Origin of the sequence: Escherichia marmotae (genome assembly GCF_002900365.1) — a bacterium.
In the GTDB taxonomy this organism is placed as follows: domain Bacteria; phylum Pseudomonadota; class Gammaproteobacteria; order Enterobacterales; family Enterobacteriaceae; genus Escherichia; species Escherichia marmotae.
This window is the reverse complement of record NZ_CP025979.1, coordinates 4,070,108-4,087,372: the sequence shown is the minus strand read 5'-3', so window position 1 is coordinate 4,087,372 and position 17,265 is coordinate 4,070,108. Positions and strand designations below refer to the sequence as shown.

The 17,265-nt window shown below is 50.5% G+C and carries 15 protein-coding genes and 2 pseudogenes; 8 read left to right on the top strand and 9 right to left on the bottom strand.

Annotated features, from left to right (window positions below; all coding sequences use genetic code 11):
• Nucleotides 1-8: 8 nt before the first annotated feature.
• On the bottom strand, nucleotides 9-1,397 hold the full coding sequence (cmtA, locus tag C1192_RS20910; protein WP_000428837.1) for a PTS mannitol transporter subunit IICB: 1,389 nt from the start codon (nucleotides 1,395-1,397) through the stop codon (nucleotides 9-11).
• A 27-nt stretch (nucleotides 1,398-1,424) separates the two neighbouring features.
• Nucleotides 1,425-1,868 carry a PTS mannitol transporter subunit IIA gene (cmtB, locus tag C1192_RS20905; protein ID WP_038355777.1) on the bottom strand — a complete coding sequence of 148 codons (444 nt, stop codon included), beginning with the start codon at nucleotides 1,866-1,868 and terminating at the stop codon, nucleotides 1,425-1,427.
• A 378-nt stretch (nucleotides 1,869-2,246) separates the two neighbouring features.
• On the opposite strand from cmtB, the gene C1192_RS20895 reads away from it, so the two are divergent.
• Nucleotides 2,247-3,155 (top strand): prohibitin family protein, encoded by a 909-nt coding sequence (locus C1192_RS20895; protein ID WP_001517050.1) that lies wholly within the window; start codon nucleotides 2,247-2,249, stop codon nucleotides 3,153-3,155.
• Between the two features lie 42 nt (nucleotides 3,156-3,197).
• Here the strand turns inward: C1192_RS20895 and tkt are convergent, their stop codons facing one another.
• Nucleotides 3,198-5,189: a transketolase gene (gene tkt, locus C1192_RS20890; protein ID WP_001517051.1), complete on the bottom strand. Its 1,992-nt coding sequence runs from the start codon at nucleotides 5,187-5,189 to the stop codon at nucleotides 3,198-3,200.
• Nucleotides 5,190-5,466: 277 nt separating this feature from the next.
• Here tkt and loiP point away from each other — a divergent pair, with 277 nt between their 5' ends.
• A complete protein-coding gene (loiP, locus tag C1192_RS20885; RefSeq protein WP_000701822.1) occupies nucleotides 5,467-6,225 on the top strand; it encodes a metalloprotease LoiP in 759 nt (252 codons plus the stop codon).
• Between the two features lie 129 nt (nucleotides 6,226-6,354).
• Here loiP and speB read toward each other — a convergent pair whose 3' ends face one another.
• From speB to C1192_RS25940, 6 genes and pseudogenes are all read right to left on the bottom strand, one after another.
• Entirely contained in the window at nucleotides 6,355-7,275 is a 921-nt protein-coding gene (gene speB / locus C1192_RS20880) for an agmatinase (RefSeq protein ID WP_038355776.1), read from the bottom strand.
• Between the two features lie 135 nt (nucleotides 7,276-7,410).
• On the bottom strand, nucleotides 7,411-8,142 hold the full coding sequence (locus tag C1192_RS20875; protein WP_038355775.1) for a hypothetical protein: 732 nt from the start codon (nucleotides 8,140-8,142) through the stop codon (nucleotides 7,411-7,413).
• 145 nt (nucleotides 8,143-8,287) lie between these two features.
• On the bottom strand, nucleotides 8,288-10,264 hold the full coding sequence (gene speA / locus C1192_RS20870) for a biosynthetic arginine decarboxylase (RefSeq protein WP_052463068.1): 1,977 nt from the start codon (nucleotides 10,262-10,264) through the stop codon (nucleotides 8,288-8,290).
• Between the two features lie 8 nt (nucleotides 10,265-10,272).
• Nucleotides 10,273-10,404, bottom strand: a complete 132-nt coding sequence (yqgB, locus tag C1192_RS20865) for an acid stress response protein YqgB (RefSeq protein WP_001338822.1) — start codon at nucleotides 10,402-10,404, stop codon at nucleotides 10,273-10,275.
• A 93-nt stretch (nucleotides 10,405-10,497) separates the two neighbouring features.
• Nucleotides 10,498-10,641, bottom strand: a complete 144-nt coding sequence (gene yqgG, locus C1192_RS25945) for a small protein YqgG (RefSeq protein ID WP_269446598.1) — start codon at nucleotides 10,639-10,641, stop codon at nucleotides 10,498-10,500.
• Between the two features lie 110 nt (nucleotides 10,642-10,751).
• Nucleotides 10,752-11,003 (bottom strand): annotated as a pseudogene (locus C1192_RS25940) (hypothetical protein).
• A gap of 55 nt (nucleotides 11,004-11,058) precedes the next feature.
• On the opposite strand from C1192_RS25940, the gene metK reads away from it, so the two are divergent.
• From metK to gshB, 6 genes and pseudogenes are all read left to right on the top strand, one after another.
• Nucleotides 11,059-12,213: a methionine adenosyltransferase gene (gene metK, locus C1192_RS20850; protein ID WP_038355773.1), complete on the top strand. Its 1,155-nt coding sequence runs from the start codon at nucleotides 11,059-11,061 to the stop codon at nucleotides 12,211-12,213.
• 481 nt (nucleotides 12,214-12,694) lie between these two features.
• A pseudogene (gene galP / locus C1192_RS20845) lies at nucleotides 12,695-14,096 on the top strand (galactose/proton symporter).
• A gap of 76 nt (nucleotides 14,097-14,172) precedes the next feature.
• Entirely contained in the window at nucleotides 14,173-14,670 is a 498-nt protein-coding gene (locus tag C1192_RS20840; protein WP_038355772.1) for a SprT family zinc-dependent metalloprotease, read from the top strand.
• A gap of 94 nt (nucleotides 14,671-14,764) precedes the next feature.
• Nucleotides 14,765-15,472 (top strand): deoxyribonuclease I, encoded by a 708-nt coding sequence (endA, locus tag C1192_RS20835; protein WP_000286521.1) that lies wholly within the window; start codon nucleotides 14,765-14,767, stop codon nucleotides 15,470-15,472.
• 80 nt (nucleotides 15,473-15,552) lie between these two features.
• Nucleotides 15,553-16,284, top strand: a complete 732-nt coding sequence (gene rsmE / locus C1192_RS20830; protein ID WP_001517055.1) for a 16S rRNA (uracil(1498)-N(3))-methyltransferase — start codon at nucleotides 15,553-15,555, stop codon at nucleotides 16,282-16,284.
• Nucleotides 16,285-16,296: 12 nt separating this feature from the next.
• Nucleotides 16,297-17,247 carry a glutathione synthase gene (gene gshB, locus C1192_RS20825; protein ID WP_000593301.1) on the top strand — a complete coding sequence of 317 codons (951 nt, stop codon included), beginning with the start codon at nucleotides 16,297-16,299 and terminating at the stop codon, nucleotides 17,245-17,247.
• The last annotated feature ends 18 nt before the right edge of the window (nucleotides 17,248-17,265 follow it).

Below are 17,265 nucleotides of genomic sequence, written 5' to 3'. Positions count from 1 at the left end.
CTCTGCAATCAGTTTTTATGTTCGGCGGTTAATTGATTAAATAAAGTGTCGAGTTTTGGATCGCCAATGTAGTTATTAATCAATATCAGCGGTTTATCCGTCACACGTTTCACTCGTCCTTCCAGACTGGCGTGAGTGACGACGATATCAGCATCCGAAGGCACGTTTTCTATGGCGTAATGTTTTACTTCAATGGTCAGTCCGGCTTTTTCCAGACGTTTGCGGAAGGTGGTTGCCCCCATTGCGCTGGAGCCCATTCCCGCATCACAAACAAAGGCAATACGTTTCACACGACTTAATGAAAATGCACCTTCCTGCTTCATAGCTTTTACCGCATTGGCTGACTCGGTGAACTCATCTTCGCTCTCCGTTTCCACCGTTTTTTCCATCTTCAGTATCAGGGATGTGATGACAAAGGACACCAGAGTACCGACCGTAACACCGGCAATTGTCGCCAGGAACGAGCCTTTCGGCGTCAGTGCCAGATAAGCAAAAATAGAACCCGGGCTAGGACCTGCCACCAAGCCGCCATCCAGCAAATTGAACATCCAGGTGCCAGACATACCGCCTGCAATCATGGCGATAATGGTCAACGGCTTCATCAATACATACGGAAAATACAGCTCGTGGATGCCACCGAGGAAGTGAATAATCATCGCACCAGGCGCAGAGCGTTTGCTCATCCCTTTACCAAACAGAGTGAATGCCAGCAGCAAGCCTAAACCCGGCCCAGGATTGGACGCCACCATAAAGAAGATAGATTTACCGTTAACCGATGCCTGCTGCATTCCCAACGGGTAATAGACGCCCTGATCGATCGCATTATTAAGGAAAAGCACTTTTGCCGGTTCATTGATGACTGACAGCAGAGGTAGATAACCCGCATGTACCAGCGCCTCAATACACTCTTTGACGAAAGTATTGGCAATTAACACTGCCGGACCGATGACTTCAAAGCCCAACAGGCAGAGGATCATCCCGGCAATACCTAATGAGAAGTTATTGATAACCATCTCAAAACCAGCAGGTATGCGTTTTTCCAGTGCTTTATCGACATATTTTATGACCAGACCACCTAACGGCCCCATGATCATCGAACCGAGAAACATCGGAATATCCGCACCGACGATCACACCAATCGTCCCTATTCCCCCCATGACCGCACCGCGTTTACCGCCGACCAGATGACCACCGGTAGAACCAATCATCACGGGCAATAAATAGGTAATCATGGGGCCAACAATTTTGGCGAAGTGTTCGTTAGGCATCCAACCCGTAGGAATAAATAAAGCAGTAATAAAACCCCAGGCAATGAAAGCACCGATATTGGGGATGACCATTGCAGTCAAAAAGCCACCAAAAGCCTGGACCTTTGCACGAGCAGACTTGTTTTCCATAATATTATCCTGTAGAGGAGAGAGTAATTATCCGCGGCTGATAATGTCCGCTAATTGTTTTTTTGATGTTGCTGTTAATAGTTGTTCGAGTATTTCTTCTTCGCACAGTAATTCACTTAACGCCTGAATAGCACCAATGTGCGAATCAGCATCGGCAGCAGAAAGCCCGATGAGTAATTTGATCGGTTCATCACTTCCGGGGAAACAAACTGGCTGTTCGAGTAATGTCAGTGACATCCCGGTTTTAAGCGCCCCACATTCCGGTCGTGCATGGGGCATTGCTACGCCCGGCGCGAGAATATAATAAGGCCCGTTGCGGGTAGTTGAGTCTTTAATAGACTGAATGTAATTCTCGTTGATATAATTTTCTGCTAACAATGACGCCATCGAAAAATCGATAACATCCTGCCAGTCTTTTGCTGAAGATATAACTGAGATTGATGATTCCGGGAAATAATCAATAAGCCGCATAAATTATCCTTATTTTATTTTTAGGGTGCTGTCCGGCGGTAAAAATAAAATACTCGTGCGACTTAATGAAAGCAATTGTGCACGTGAAAACACAAACTCCACGAGCTAAAATAGCAAAGTATTAAATAACAATGACATAAAAATGATTTTACGTAAGTCAACTATATATTTGCTGCGTATGTCACATAATAGATATTTTATACGTTATTACATTCGTGATGCATATCACCATTTGTTTATTGAATGTTCGAAAACATACTTATTTCATCCGTTGGTTTTCCGCCATTCCCCCTTTATAGATTCTGAATTCTCGACTGTTGGCTGTTTTCTTCTCACCTCATGTGACATATTTCCACACTTTACTCAAGGAAGACTCACATGAAAGCACCTGTTTCAATAACCTCATTCCGCCCACAAAAATCGCTTGCCATCGCCATTGGCGTGCTTGCCGTTATTGTGCTGCCATTTCTGTCGTATTACACCGTGAATGAAGGTGAACGTGGTATTTTGTTGCGCTATGGAAAAATAGTAAAAGTTGCCGATCCGGGACTGGGTTTTAAGATCCCGTTTATGGAAAGCGTAGAGAAAATTTCCACGCGTAATCAGGCTGTTGTCTATCAGGGATTACAGGCATACAGCCGCGACCAGCAACCCGCACAAATGACTGTGTCAGTCAGTTTCCATATTAAGCCTTCGGAAGCAGGCGCGGTTTATACCACCTACAACACCATTGAAGCATTAAAAGATCGCCTGATTGTTCGCCAGTTGCCAACCCAACTGGAGAACGTTTTCGGTCAATATACGGCCATCAGCGCTGTACAGGATCGCACGAAACTGGTTCAGGATCTGCAAAATGCAATGCGCAAAGCCGTTGTTGGTCCGGTGGTGATTGACGGGGTCCAGATTGAAAATATTGATTTTTCGGACGCTTATGAAAAATCAATTGAAGATCGTATGAAAGCGGAAGTCGCCATTGCCACACGGAAACAAAATCTGGAAACAGAGAAAATCCAGGCACAAATTGCGGTAACTCAGGCGCAGGCAGAAGCAGACAGTAAACTGGCGGCAGCCAAAGCAGAAGCAGAGACGATTCGCGTAAGAGGCGCGGCAGAAGCAGAAACTATTCGTTTAAAAAGTGGGGCTGAAGCAGAAGCTATCCGCCTGCGCGGTGAAGCTCTGCGAGATAACCCAGGGCTTGTTGCCCTTACCACTGCCGAACGCTGGGACGGAAAACTGCCCGATACCATGATCCCTGGCAGTACCGTTCCGTTTATCTCAACCAAATAAAAAAGAGCCGCATTTGCGGCTCTTCACACACCATAGTGTTAATTACAGCAGTTCTTTCGCTTTCGCTACCACGTTTTCAACGGTGAAGCCGAACTCTTCGAACAGTTGCTCTGCCGGAGCAGATTCACCAAAGGTGGTCATACCGACGATAGCACCGTTCAGGCCAACATACTTGTACCAGTAGTCAGCAATACCTGCTTCCACTGCAACGCGTGCGGTGACGGCTTTCGGCAGTACGGATTCACGGTAAGCCGCGTCCTGTTTGTCGAACACGTCGGTAGACGGCATGGAAACTACGCGCGCTTTCACGCCTTCAGCAGTCAGTTTTTCGTATGCTGCAACCGCCAGCTCGACTTCAGAACCGGTGGCGATGAAGATCAGTTCCGGTTGACCGGCACAATCTTTCAGCACGTAACCACCGCGCGCGATGTTTGCCAGTTGCTCTTCCGTACGTTCCTGCTGCGCCAGGTTCTGACGGGAGAGGATCAGCGCGGTCGGGCCGTCCTGACGCTCAACGCCATATTTCCACGCAACGGCGGATTCAACCTGGTCACACGGACGCCATGTAGACATGTTCGGGGTCACGCGCAGAGAAGCAACCTGCTCAACCGGCTGGTGAGTCGGGCCGTCTTCGCCCAGACCGATGGAGTCGTGGGTATAAACCATCACCTGACGCTGTTTCATCAGTGCAGCCATACGTACAGCGTTACGTGCGTATTCCACGAACATCAGGAAGGTGGAGGTGTACGGCAGGAAGCCACCGTGCAGGGAGATACCGTTGGCAATCGCGGTCATACCAAATTCGCGAACACCATAATGGATGTAGTTACCAGCAGCATCTTCGTTGATTGCCTTAGAGCCAGACCACAGGGTCAGGTTAGACGGAGCCAGGTCAGCGGAGCCGCCGAGGAATTCCGGCAACAGCGGACCGAATGCTTCGATGGCATTCTGAGACGCTTTACGGCTGGCAATTTTAGCCGGATTAGCCTGCAGTTTAGCAATGAACTCTTTCGCTTTCGCGTCGAAGTCAGACGGCATTTCACCTTTCATACGACGGGTAAATTCAGCCGCTTCTTGCGGGTAAGCTTTCGCGTAAGCCGCAAACTTCTCGTTCCATGCAGACTCTTTCGCCTGACCGGCTTCTTTCGCATCCCACTGAGCATAGATTTCAGACGGGATTTCGAACGGCGCGTATTTCCAGCCTAGCTGCTCACGAGTCAGTGCAATTTCCGCATCGCCCAGCGGCGCGCCGTGGGAGTCATGCGTACCGGCTTTGTTCGGGGAACCGAAACCAATGATAGTCTTGCACATCAGCAGAGACGGTTTGTCAGTCACTGCACGCGCTTCTTCTACTGCGCGTTTAATAGCGGCAGCGTCGTGACCGTCAATACCGCGGATTACGTGCCAGCCGTAAGCTTCGAAACGCATTGCAGTGTCATCGGTGAACCAGCCTTCAACATGGCCATCGATAGAGATACCGTTGTCATCGTAGAACGCAATCAGTTTACCCAGCTTCAGCGTACCCGCCAGAGAGCAAACCTCGTGGGAAATGCCTTCCATCATGCAGCCGTCGCCCATGAAGGCGTAGGTGTAGTGGTCGACAATGTCGTGACCTGGACGGTTAAACTGCGCCGCCAGCGTTTTTTCTGCAATCGCCATACCGACTGCGTTAGCAATACCCTGACCCAACGGACCGGTGGTGGTTTCTACACCTGCGGTGTAACCCACTTCCGGGTGGCCCGGAGTTTTGGAGTGCAACTGACGGAAGTTCTTCAGCTCTTCCATTGGCAGATCATAACCAGTGAGGTGCAGCAGGCTGTAGATCAGCATGGAGCCGTGGCCGTTGGACAGCACGAAGCGGTCACGGTCAGCCCAGGACGGATTCTGCGGGTTGTGTTTCAGGAAATCACGCCACAGGACTTCGGCAATGTCAGCCATACCCATCGGGGCGCCCGGGTGACCGGATTTGGCTTTCTGTACTGCGTCCATGCTCAGCGCACGAATAGCATTGGCAAGCTCTTTACGTGAGGACATTTTGACTCCAGATCGGATGATGAAGGGCACGCCCTTAACGACTTGACGACAGCGCGTTTTGGGCTACGCCGGAAAATTTGCCAACAATTTACCGCAAGCCACGCGTCATGTACATGGAACATCCTTTTGCCGGTTCAGAAATCTCTGGATCATGCTCGCATGTTGCGCAATCTGCTCGCCCGTCCGCTGCGCTTTTCCTTATACTTAGACTGAGCGTCGATTCACCTGCAAACGGCGCATTTTTAGAATAATCCTGACTTTGTGCGGAAGAGAAAACATGAAAATTCGCGCCTTATTGATAGCAATGAGCGTGGCAACGGTATTGACCGGTTGCCAGAATATGGACTCCAGTGGGCTGCTCTCATCAGGAGCGGAAGCTTTTCAGGCTTACACTCTGAGTGATGCGCAGGTCAAAGCCCTGAGCGATCAGGCATGTCAGGAGATGGACAGTAAGGCGACGATTGCGCCAGCCAGTAGCGAATATGCTAAACGTCTGGCCACTATTGCCAACGCGCTGGGCAACAATATCAACGGTCAACCGGTAAATTACAAAGTGTATATGGCAAAGGATGTGAACGCCTTTGCGATGGCCAACGGCTGCATCCGTGTTTATAGCGGACTGATGGATATGATGACTGATAACGAAGTCGAAGCGGTGATCGGTCACGAAATGGGACACGTGGCGTTAGGCCATGTGAAGAAAGGGATGCAGGTCGCGCTTGGAACAAACGCAGTGCGAGTAGCTGCGGCATCGGCGGGCGGGATTGTCGGTAGTTTATCTCAATCACAACTAGGCGATCTGGGCGAGAAATTAGTCAATTCGCAATTCTCCCAGCGTCAGGAAGCTGAGGCGGACGATTACTCCTATGACTTGCTGCGCCAACGCGGCATCAGTCCGGCAGGCCTTGCCACCAGCTTTGAAAAACTGGCGAAGCTGGAAGAAGGCCGTCAAAGCTCAATGTTTGACGACCATCCAGCATCCGCGGAGCGCGCCCAGCATATTCGCGACCGTATGAGCGCTGATGGGGTTAAGTAAGACCTGGTGGTGCCGAACGTAGGTCAGATAAGGCGTTTAGGCCGCATCTGACATATATGGCCAGAGCACATCGCCGGATGCGATGCTGGCGCATCTTATCCGGCCTACGGATGGCATCACATCCGGCGCTTACTCGCCCTTTTTCGCTGCCTGAATATACAGCATCTCCAGCGCCAGCGTTGCCGCTGCCAGAGCAGTGATTTCCGACTGATCGTATGCCGGAGCCACTTCCACTACGTCCATCCCAACGATGTTGAGATCTTTCAGGCCGCGTACCAGTTTAATGGCGCGATCGGAGGTCAGGCCGCCAATTACCGGCGTACCCGTTCCCGGCGCAAACGCAGGATCCAGGCAATCGATATCAAAAGTCAGGTAGACCGGCATATCACCAACAATCTGCTTCACCTGGGCGATAACGTCATCCACGCTGCGATCGTTCACCTGGCAGGCGTCCAGCACGGTAAAGCCGTTGTCTTTATCGAACTCAGTACGAATACCAATTTGCACGGAATGATTCGGGTCAATCAGACCTTCTTTCAGCGCGGTATAAAACATAGTGCCGTGGTCAAACTCACAACCGTTCGCGTAGGTATCGGTGTGGGCGTCAAAGTGTACCAGCGCCATTTTGCCAAAATGTTTAGCATGAGCACGCAGCAGCGGCAGCGTAACAAAGTGGTCACCACCGAAGGAGAGCATACGCTTACCGGCAGCCAGCAGCTTCTCAGCGTGCGCCTGCAGTTTCTCGCTCATTTCACGGGCATCACCGAAGGCATATACCAGATCACCACAGTCGACGACATTCAGACGTTCACGCATGTCGAAATTCCACGGGAAGCGGTTGTGTTCCCAGGCCAGATTAGTCGAAACCTGGCGAATAGCTGCCGGACCGTGACGCCCCCCCGCACGACCAGAAGTAGCCATATCGAACGGCACGCCGGTAATTACCCAGTCAGCATCGCTGTCATACGGCTGGAAGTTCATCGGCAGGCGTAAAAAACCAAAGGCGTTGGAAACCAGTGAGTTATCGTATTGATGACCTAAGGTGCTCATGGATGGACTCCTTTTACAAAGTCGATATAAAAAAACCCTTCCGCGTCGTTAGGCCCGACGAGGAAGGGTTGGATTTGCGAAACACAAGTTTGTGCTAATTATCGCCCTAAATGGGTGAAGCATCAAGCGGGGTTGCTATTTACGACACGGTGGTGGCGCATAGCCATTGTTGTCTGCCGGAAAGGCTTGCCCAGAGCACGGCGGTAGCGCATTTTTCGCTGAGCCTTGTAATTCAAAAGCGGCAAAACCAATCACCCCTGTGTTACGTACATCGCCTTGCGCCGAATTGGCGGCGTAGGAATCAGCAACGTTGGCAAACTGAAAAGCAGCTTCGGTATGTTTATCTTTACGGAAACCTTTAATCGCTAACGAATCACCGACATTCACAATATAGCCATTGTTATTCAGCGAACCTTGCTTGCCGTTCAGAACATCCAGCCCATCAACTGTGGCAACGATCTCATAGTTAGTGTTACGGCTATAGTTACGAACATATAATTGATAATTCATTCCCACTCTGGCATGAACAATATATCGAGGTTTATTATTCGATGAATCATATACCCGCGTAATAGGAAGCGAATTAAAATTAGCATCGCGAATAGCATATTCCAGTTCGTTAATCCGAATGCTATAAACGCGGTCGTATCCGGAAGGAATGTTAGTCGAATAACTAATAACGATCATCTCTGCCGGATCGCGCCAGGCGCGTTCAGCAGATACGCCTTGAACCGTTGAGTGCACATCCCCGCCCCAGGCAGTGCCGACATTGCCAGATGCACTACTATTATACTGCGCATTACTGGAACAACCTGCAAGCAGTACGAACAATCCCACCAGCGCAACGCGTACTTTCCATTTTTTCATAACCGATCCCTCTGCATTTAATTAATGCAGCGATTGTAGGGAGATTATATTAGAAGGAAAGTAACCAGATTATTTTTAAGAATATATAAATAAAAAGCGGGCCGAATTAATCAATTAAATCGGCCCGCCAGCAGAATAATCTTAATTATTCATCTTCAAGGTAGGTATAACCGTACAAACCTGCCTCGAACTCTTCAAGGAACTGTTGTTGCAGTTCGGCATCAAGATCGGTTTTCTTCACCTGGTCACGGAACTGGGTTAACAACGTTTTTGGATCGAGCTGCACATATTGCAGCATATCCGCAACGGTATCGCCCTCGTCAGACAGCTCCACTTCTACGCTGCCGTCAGGGAAGACGAACACGTCAACCGCTTCGGTATCACCAAACAGATTGTGCATGTTGCCGAGGATCTCCTGATAGGCACCGACCATAAAGAAACCGAGCATCGGCGGATTCTCCGGATCGTACTCCGGCATTGGCATTGTCGTAGCAATGCCGTCACCATCGATATAGTGGTCGATGGCTCCATCAGAGTCACAGGTGATATCCAGCAGCACAGCGCGGCGTTCCGGCACTTGATCCAGCCCTTCCAGCGGCAGAACCGGGAACAACTGGTCGATACCCCATGCATCCGGCATCGACTGGAATAGCGAGAAGTTGACGTACATTTTGTCCGCCATACGCTCCTGTAATTCGTCGATAATCGGGCGATGGGCGCGGTTTTGCGGATCCAGTTGCTTCTGCACTTCATGACACATGCTCAAATAGAGCTGTTCTGCCCATGCACGTTCTTGCAGATTGTAAGTGCCAGAAGAATAACCAATATGGATATCGTGCAGATCCATCTGGCTATCATGCAGCCATTCACGCAGAGAGCGGCGAGTTCCCGGTTCGTGCATCTCCTGCCAGGTTTCCCACATGCTTTGCAGTGCGCGCGGCGCATCCTCTGCTGGTGCGGTTGGAACGGTGTATTCGTTACGTTCCACACCGATAATATTGGAAACCAGCACAGTGTGATGCGCAGTCACCGCACGACCCGATTCGGTGATCACCGTCGGATGTGGCAGACCATTCTCTTCACAGGCATCGCCAATTGCCCAGATAATGTTATTAGCGTATTCATTGAGGCCGTAGTTCACCGAACAATCGGATTGCGAACGGGTGCCTTCATAATCCACGCCCAGACCACCGCCAACGTCAAAGCACTGAATGTTGACGCCCAGCTTATGCAGCTCAACATAGAAGCGCGCAGATTCACGAACGCCTGTCGCGATATCGCGAATATTCGCCATCTGCGAACCGAGGTGGAAGTGCAGCAGTTGCAGGCTATCGAGACGTCCGGCTTCACGCAGTGTCTCAACCAGTTGCAGTACCTGGGTTGCCGCCAGACCGAACTTCGATTTTTCACCACCGGAAGACTGCCATTTACCAGACCCCTGCGAGGCCAGACGCGCACGCACGCCAAGACGAGGGATCACGTTCAGACGTTCCGCTTCATCCAGCACAATGGCGATTTCAGACATCTTCTCGATAACCAGATAAACCTTATGGCCCATCTTCTCGCCAATCAGCGCCAGGCGGATATATTCGCGGTCTTTATAGCCGTTACAGACGATGACGCTGCGGGTCATGCCAGCATGCGCCAGCACCGCCATCAACTCAGCTTTTGAACCTGCTTCCAGCCCCAGCGGTTCACCAGAATGAATCAGGGACTCAATCACGCGGCGGTGCTGGTTAACCTTGATCGGGTAAACGAGGAAGTAGTCACCGTTATAGCCATAGGATTCCCGCGCACGTTTAAACGCGTCGTTAATAGAACGCAAACGGTGCTGCAGGATCTGCGGAAAGCAGAACAGTGCAGGCAGGCGCTGGCCCTGCGCTTCGCGGGTCTTCACTAACTGCGCGAGATCAACGCGAGCTTCCGGGACGTCCGGGTCAGGGCACACGCTAATGTGACCCAGCTCGTTAACGTCATAGTAGTTATTGCCCCACCAGGCAATATTGTAAGTACGCAGCATCTTGCTGGCTTCCTGGGAGCTCATTGCAACCTCCTGCATGGAGCGTAGTACACCGTGTTCGCCCGCTGACGAAGGCAAACTCATAGACATGTCGTCAGACATAGCGAACCTCAAATTATTTTATTAAGTGTAAAACAGTTAACCACTATCGCAGCCTGAAACTGCGATAACAACCCATAAGCACACGGATTTTCCAGCAGCGTATGCTGACGCTCCGACTGCGCAACCGGTTTCTTTTTCATAACATTATTAAGCACATAACCGAACGTAAGTGTGACAGTCCGGCGAAACCACGAGAAAACTCTTGTATTTACAAGAGCGCCCTTGTTCAGTCATCAGTAACTGTTGCCAGCTCTTGAATCCTGAGAAGCGCCGAGATGGGTATAACATCGGCAGGTATGCAATGCAGAGATGCAGAGTGCGGGGAACGAATCTACACCAGAACGGTGCGACAGATTAAGCAGCAGACAACGATTCATTATTTCGTATCACCTCCACGGCCGCCTGCGAAGACGAACCAACAAGCTAAAACACTGATTTCAACCCGGCTGGAAGTGGCAACACGAAAGGAACGTCGTGTGCTTTTTATTTAAGCCGCGCGCCGCGTTTTATACCCCACAATGGCAGAAAATTGCAAAAGATAAATACACAGAATGCCAGCATTGTCAGGAAAAATTTCCAGCTACGTTTTTAACGGAATGAGATACGCTTCAAAAAAAAGTGGAAATCGGATGACGTCTTGACCTAAAATAGCCATCCAGATGTTAATCCATCCATACTGATTAACACTCAGACTGCCAGTGTTTTTAACCTGCAGAGTCGTGGAAGGAGCCACTACCACAGAAAATCCACACAACAGTTTGAGCTAACTAAATTCTCTTTAGGTGATATTAAATATGGCAAAACACCTTTTTACGTCCGAGTCCGTCTCTGAAGGGCATCCTGACAAAATTGCTGACCAAATCTCTGATGCCGTTTTAGATGCGATCCTCGAACAGGATCCGAAAGCACGTGTTGCTTGCGAAACCTACGTAAAAACCGGCATGGTTTTAGTTGGCGGTGAAATCACCACCAGCGCCTGGGTGGACATTGAAGAGATCACCCGTAACACCGTTCGCGAAATTGGCTATGTGCATTCCGACATGGGCTTTGACGCTAACTCTTGTGCGGTTCTGAGCGCTATCGGCAAACAGTCCCCTGACATTAACCAGGGCGTTGATCGTGCTGATCCGCTGGAACAAGGCGCTGGCGACCAGGGTCTGATGTTTGGCTATGCCACCAACGAAACCGATGTGCTGATGCCAGCGCCAATCACCTATGCACACCGTCTGGTACAACGTCAGGCTGAAGTGCGTAAAAACGGCACTCTGCCGTGGCTGCGCCCGGACGCAAAAAGCCAGGTTACTTTCCAGTATGACGACGGCAAAATCGTTGGCATCGATGCAGTAGTGCTTTCCACCCAGCACTCTGAAGATATCGATCAGAAATCCCTGCAAGAAGCGGTAATGGAAGAGATCATTAAGCCGATCCTGCCAGCAGAATGGCTGACTTCCGCAACCAAATTCTTCATCAACCCGACCGGACGTTTTGTTATCGGCGGCCCGATGGGTGACTGCGGTCTGACGGGGCGTAAAATTATCGTTGATACCTACGGCGGCATGGCTCGTCACGGTGGCGGCGCGTTTTCTGGTAAAGATCCATCCAAAGTGGACCGTTCCGCAGCTTACGCAGCACGCTATGTTGCGAAAAACATCGTGGCAGCGGGTCTGGCTGACCGTTGTGAAATTCAGGTTTCCTACGCGATCGGCGTGGCTGAACCGACTTCCATCATGGTAGAAACTTTCGGTACTGAGAAAGTCCCTACTGAACAACTGACCCTGCTGGTGCGCGAGTTCTTCGACCTGCGTCCATACGGTCTGATTAAGATGCTGGATCTGCTGCACCCAATCTATAAAGATACCGCTGCATATGGTCACTTTAGTCGCGAGCATTTCCCGTGGGAAAAAACCGACAAAGCGCAGCTACTGCGCGATGCCGCCGGTCTGAAATAATCTTTCATCCCCGCTTTCTAAGGCCAGCCTCGCACTGGCCTTTTTCTTTTCTAAAAAATGCCCGATGCGCTACGCTTACCAGGCCTACAACCATTGCTACATGTAGGCTGGCTAAAACGTTCACGCCGCATCCGGCAAAAGCCGCCCACACGATAGCAACATTCCGTTGCTGAACACGTTTATCCGTAGTTCATCACAACAACTGAAACCGATTACACCAACCATAGCAACCCAGTATTTATAATATTTTCATCATATTATTCAGTTTTCATGATTGTTACATTTCTTTTCAGCAAAGTCTTAATTGCAGATAACTTCGCTTAATCTATGATGTTATAACTCAATTGTTTTCATGTACTTAAATTATAACCACTATAAATGTTAGTGTAATCGATTACACTGATGTGACATGCTTCACATCTTTTTGCGTCGTACTCACCTATCTTAATTCACAATAAAAAATAACATATTGGAGGGCATCATGCCTGACGCTAAAAAACAGGGGCGGTCAAACAAGGCAATGACGTTTTTCGTCTGCTTCCTTGCCGCTCTGGCGGGATTACTCTTTGGCCTGGATATCGGTGTAATTGCTGGCGCACTGCCGTTTATTGCAGATGAATTCCAGATTACCTCGCACACGCAAGAATGGGTCGTAAGCTCCATGATGTTTGGTGCGGCAGTCGGTGCGGTGGGTAGTGGCTGGCTCTCTTTTAAACTCGGACGTAAAAAGAGCCTGATGATCGGCGCTATTCTGTTTGTTGCTGGTTCGCTGTTCTCAGCCGCAGCGCCAAACGTTGAAGTACTGATTCTTTCTCGCGTTCTGCTGGGTCTGGCGGTGGGTGTTGCTTCCTATACCGCGCCACTATACCTCTCCGAAATTGCGCCAGAGAAAATTCGTGGCAGTATGATCTCGATGTATCAGTTGATGATTACCATCGGCATTCTCGGCGCTTATCTTTCTGATACCGCCTTCAGCTACACCGGCGCATGGCGCTGGATGCTGGATGCTGGGTGTGATTATCATCCCGGCAATTCTGCTACTGATTGGTGTTTTCTTCCTGCCAGACAGCCCACGTTGGTTTGCCGCCAAACGCCGCTTTGTTGATGCCGAACGCGTGCTGCTGCGCCTGCGCGACACCAGCGCGGAAGCGAAACGCGAACTGGATGAAATCCGTGAAAGTTTGCAGGTCAAACAGAGCGGTTGGGCACTGTTTAAAGAAAACAGCAACTTCCGTCGTGCGGTATTCCTTGGCGTGCTGTTACAGGTGATGCAGCAATTCACCGGGATGAACGTCATCATGTATTACGCGCCCAAAATCTTCGAACTGGCGGGTTATACCAATACTACCGAGCAAATGTGGGGGACAGTGATCGTTGGTCTGACCAACGTACTCGCCACCTTTATCGCTATTGGTCTGGTTGACCGCTGGGGACGGAAACCGACGCTGACGCTGGGCTTCATGGTAATGGCTGCTGGCATGGGCATACTGGGTACGATGATGCATATCGGTATCCACTCACCGTCGGCGCAGTATTTTGCCATTGCCATGCTGCTGATGTTTATTGTCGGTTTTGCCATGAGCGCAGGTCCGTTGATTTGGGTACTGTGTTCTGAAATTCAGCCGCTGAAAGGCCGCGATTTTGGCATCACCTGCTCCACCGCCACCAACTGGATTGCCAACATGATCGTCGGCGCAACGTTCCTGACTATGCTCAACACGCTGGGCAACGCCAACACCTTCTGGGTGTATGCGGCTCTGAACGTGTTGTTTATCCTGCTGACATTGTGGCTGGTACCGGAAACCAAACACGTTTCGCTGGAACACATTGAACGTAATCTGATGAAGGGTCGTAAACTGCGCGAAATCGGCGCTCACGATTAATCGTCTCTGGCTTCCTCCCGTCGCGGAGGAAGCCACCTCTTGCAGTCATCTTTTCTTCGCTTTATCCTCAGCCGCTATGAAAACGCCCCGTCTCCCTATCGCCATCCAACAGGCCGTTATGCGTCGTCTGCGGGAAAAACTCGCCCAGGCCAACCTGAAGCTGGAGCGTAATTACCCGGAGCCAAAAATCGCTTACACCCAGCATGGTACATCCGCCGGTACTGCCTGGCTGGACAGCTATGAAATTCGTCTCAATCCGGTGCTGTTGATGGAAAACAGCGAAGCTTTTATAGAAGAAGTCGTACCGCACGAGCTGGCGCATTTACTGGTGTGGAAACACTTTGGTCGCGTGGCACCGCATGGCAAAGAGTGGAAATGGATGATGGAAAGTGTGCTGGGTGTTCCCGCCCGCCGCACGCATCAATTTGAGCTACAATCCGTACGCCGCAACACCTTCCCCTACCGCTGTAAATGCCAGGAGCATCAGCTTACCGTGCGCCGCCATAACCGTGTGGTGCGTGGAGAGGCCGTCTATCGCTGCGTTCATTGCGGCGAACAACTGGTTGCGAAATAACCACCTGAACTATCAGGAACTTTCCTGATCTGGCTGATTGCATAGTAAAACAACTTTCGCTACGTTGCTGGCTCGTTTTAACACGGAGTAAATGATGTACCGTTATTTGTCTGTTGCTGCGGTGATACTGAGCGCAGCATTTTCCGGCCAGGTATTGGCCGAAGGCATCAATAGTTTTTCCCAGGCGAAAAATGCGGCAGTAAAAGTCTATGCTGACGCACCGGGAACATTTTACTGCGGCTGTAAAATCAACTGGCAGGGTAAAAAAGGCGTTGTGGATCTGGAGTCATGCGGATATCAGGTACGCAAAAATGAAAATCGCGCCAGTCGTGTGGAGTGGGAACACGTGGTTCCCGCCTGGCAGTTCGGCCACCAGCGTCAATGCTGGCAAGACGGCGGACGTAAAAACTGCGCCAAAGATCCGGTTTATCGCAAAATGGAAAGCGATATGCATAACCTGCAGCCCTCGATAGGCGAAGTGAACGGCGATCGCGGCAACTTTATGTACAGTCAGTGGAATGGTGGCGAGGGTCAGTATGGACAGTGCGCCATGAAGGTGGATTTCAAAGAAAAAGTGGCGGAACCACCAGCTCATACGCGAGGCATCATTGCCAGAACTTATTTCTATATGCGTGACCAGTACAACCTGACACTCTCACGCCAGCAAACGCAACTGTTTAACGCCTGGAACAAGATGTATCCGGTCACCGATTGGGAGTGTGAGCGCGACGAACGCATTGCAAAGGTGCAAGGCAATCATAACCCGTATGTGCAACGCGCTTGCCAGGCGCAAAAGAGCTAACCTACACTAGCGGGATTCTTTTTGTTAAACCCCTACCTCACGCAGGCAACTGCGTGGGGAGACGACGCGGATTTTTAACCATGCGTATCCCCCGCATTTATCATCCTGAACCATTAATCAGCAACTCGCACATTGCTCTTTGCGAAGATGCCGCTAACCATATCGGCCGTGTACTGCGTATGGGGCCTGGTCAGGCGTTACAGTTATTTGACGGTAGCAACCAGGTCTTTGACGCAGAGATTACCAGCGCCAGCAAAAAAAGCGTGGAAGTTAACGTGCTGGAAGGTCAGCTCGACGATCGTGAATCGCCTCTGCATATTCATCTCGGTCAGGTAATGTCACGCGGTGAAAAAATGGAATTCACTATCCAGAAATCGATCGAACTTGGAGTAAGCCTCATTACGCCACTTTTTTCTGAACGCTGCGGCGTTAAACTGGATAGCGAACGTCTGAACAAGAAGCTCCAGCAGTGGCAGAAAATTGCAATTGCCGCCTGCGAGCAGTGTGGTCGTAACCGGGTGCCGGAGATCCGTCCTGCAATGGATCTGGAAGCCTGGTGTGCAGAGCAAGATGAAGGACTGAAACTGAATCTTCACCCGCGCGCCAGTAACAGCATTAACACGCTGCCGTTGCCGGTCGAACGCATCCGCCTGCTGATTGGCCCGGAAGGCGGATTATCAGCAGATGAAATTGCCATGACTGCCCGCTATCAATTTACTGATATCCTGCTGGGACCTCGCGTTTTGCGTACAGAGACAACTGCGCTCACCGCCATAACTGCGCTACAAGTACGTTTTGGTGATCTGGGCTAACGGAGAAAAATAATGATCAAGCTCGGCATCGTGATGGACCCCATCGCAAGCATCAACATCAAGAAAGATTCCAGTTTCGCTATGTTGCTGGAAGCACAACGTCGTGGTTACGAACTTCACTATATGGAGATGGGCGATCTCTATTTGATCAATGGTGAGGCTCGCGCTCGTACCCGTACTTTGAGCGTCGAACAGAACTACGATAAATGGTACGAGTTCACGGGTGAGCAGGATCTGCAACTGGCCGATCTCGACGTGATCCTGATGCGTAAAGATCCGCCGTTTGATACCGAGTTTATCTACGCCACTTATATTCTGGAACGTGCTGAAGAGAAAGGAACGTTGATCGTTAACAAGCCACAGAGCCTGCGCGACTGTAACGAAAAACTGTTTACCGCCTGGTTCTCTGACTTAACACCAGAAACGCTGGTCACGCGTAATAAAGCACAGTTGAAAGCGTTCTGGGAAAAGCACACTGACATTATCCTTAAACCGCTGGACGGCATGGGTGGCGCGTCGATTTTCCGCGTGAAAGAAGGCGATCCGAACCTCGGCGTGATTGCCGAAACCCTGACTGAGCACGGTACTCGCTACTGTATGGCGCAAAATTACCTGCCTGCCATTAAAGATGGCGACAAACGCGTTCTGGTGGTGGATGGCGAGCCAGTACCGTACTGCCTGGCGCGTATTCCGCAGGGTGGCGAAACCCGTGGCAATCTGGCTGCCGGTGGTCGCGGCGAACCTCGTCCGCTAACTGAAAGTGACTGGAAAATCGCCCGCCAGGTAGGGCCGACGCTGAAAGAAAAAGGGCTAATTTTTGTTGGCCTGGATATTATCGGAGACCGCCTGACTGAAATTAACGTCACCAGCCCAACCTGTATTCGTGAGATTGAAGCAGAGTTTCCGGTCTCGATCACCGGAATGCTAATGGATGCCATCGAAGCACGTTTACAGCAACGATAACCCAGCTTAACGAGAGGG

Coding starts and splice junctions, on each gene's coding strand:
- cmtA (WP_000428837.1), bottom strand. CDS start 1,397: ATGGAAAACAAGTCTGCTCGTGCAAAGGTCCAGGCTTTTGGTGGCTTT.
- cmtB (WP_038355777.1), bottom strand. CDS start 1,868: ATGCGGCTTATTGATTATTTCCCGGAATCATCAATCTCAGTTATATCT.
- C1192_RS20895 (WP_001517050.1), top strand. CDS start 2,247: ATGAAAGCACCTGTTTCAATAACCTCATTCCGCCCACAAAAATCGCTT.
- tkt (WP_001517051.1), bottom strand. CDS start 5,189: ATGTCCTCACGTAAAGAGCTTGCCAATGCTATTCGTGCGCTGAGCATG.
- loiP (WP_000701822.1), top strand. CDS start 5,467: ATGAAAATTCGCGCCTTATTGATAGCAATGAGCGTGGCAACGGTATTG.
- speB (WP_038355776.1), bottom strand. CDS start 7,275: ATGAGCACCTTAGGTCATCAATACGATAACTCACTGGTTTCCAACGCC.
- C1192_RS20875 (WP_038355775.1), bottom strand. CDS start 8,142: ATGAAAAAATGGAAAGTACGCGTTGCGCTGGTGGGATTGTTCGTACTG.
- speA (WP_052463068.1), bottom strand. CDS start 10,264: ATGTCTGACGACATGTCTATGAGTTTGCCTTCGTCAGCGGGCGAACAC.
- yqgB (WP_001338822.1), bottom strand. CDS start 10,404: ATGAAAAAGAAACCGGTTGCGCAGTCGGAGCGTCAGCATACGCTGCTG.
- yqgG (WP_269446598.1), bottom strand. CDS start 10,641: ATGAATCGTTGTCTGCTGCTTAATCTGTCGCACCGTTCTGGTGTAGAT.
- metK (WP_038355773.1), top strand. CDS start 11,059: ATGGCAAAACACCTTTTTACGTCCGAGTCCGTCTCTGAAGGGCATCCT.
- C1192_RS20840 (WP_038355772.1), top strand. CDS start 14,173: ATGAAAACGCCCCGTCTCCCTATCGCCATCCAACAGGCCGTTATGCGT.
- endA (WP_000286521.1), top strand. CDS start 14,765: ATGTACCGTTATTTGTCTGTTGCTGCGGTGATACTGAGCGCAGCATTT.
- rsmE (WP_001517055.1), top strand. CDS start 15,553: ATGCGTATCCCCCGCATTTATCATCCTGAACCATTAATCAGCAACTCG.
- gshB (WP_000593301.1), top strand. CDS start 16,297: ATGATCAAGCTCGGCATCGTGATGGACCCCATCGCAAGCATCAACATC.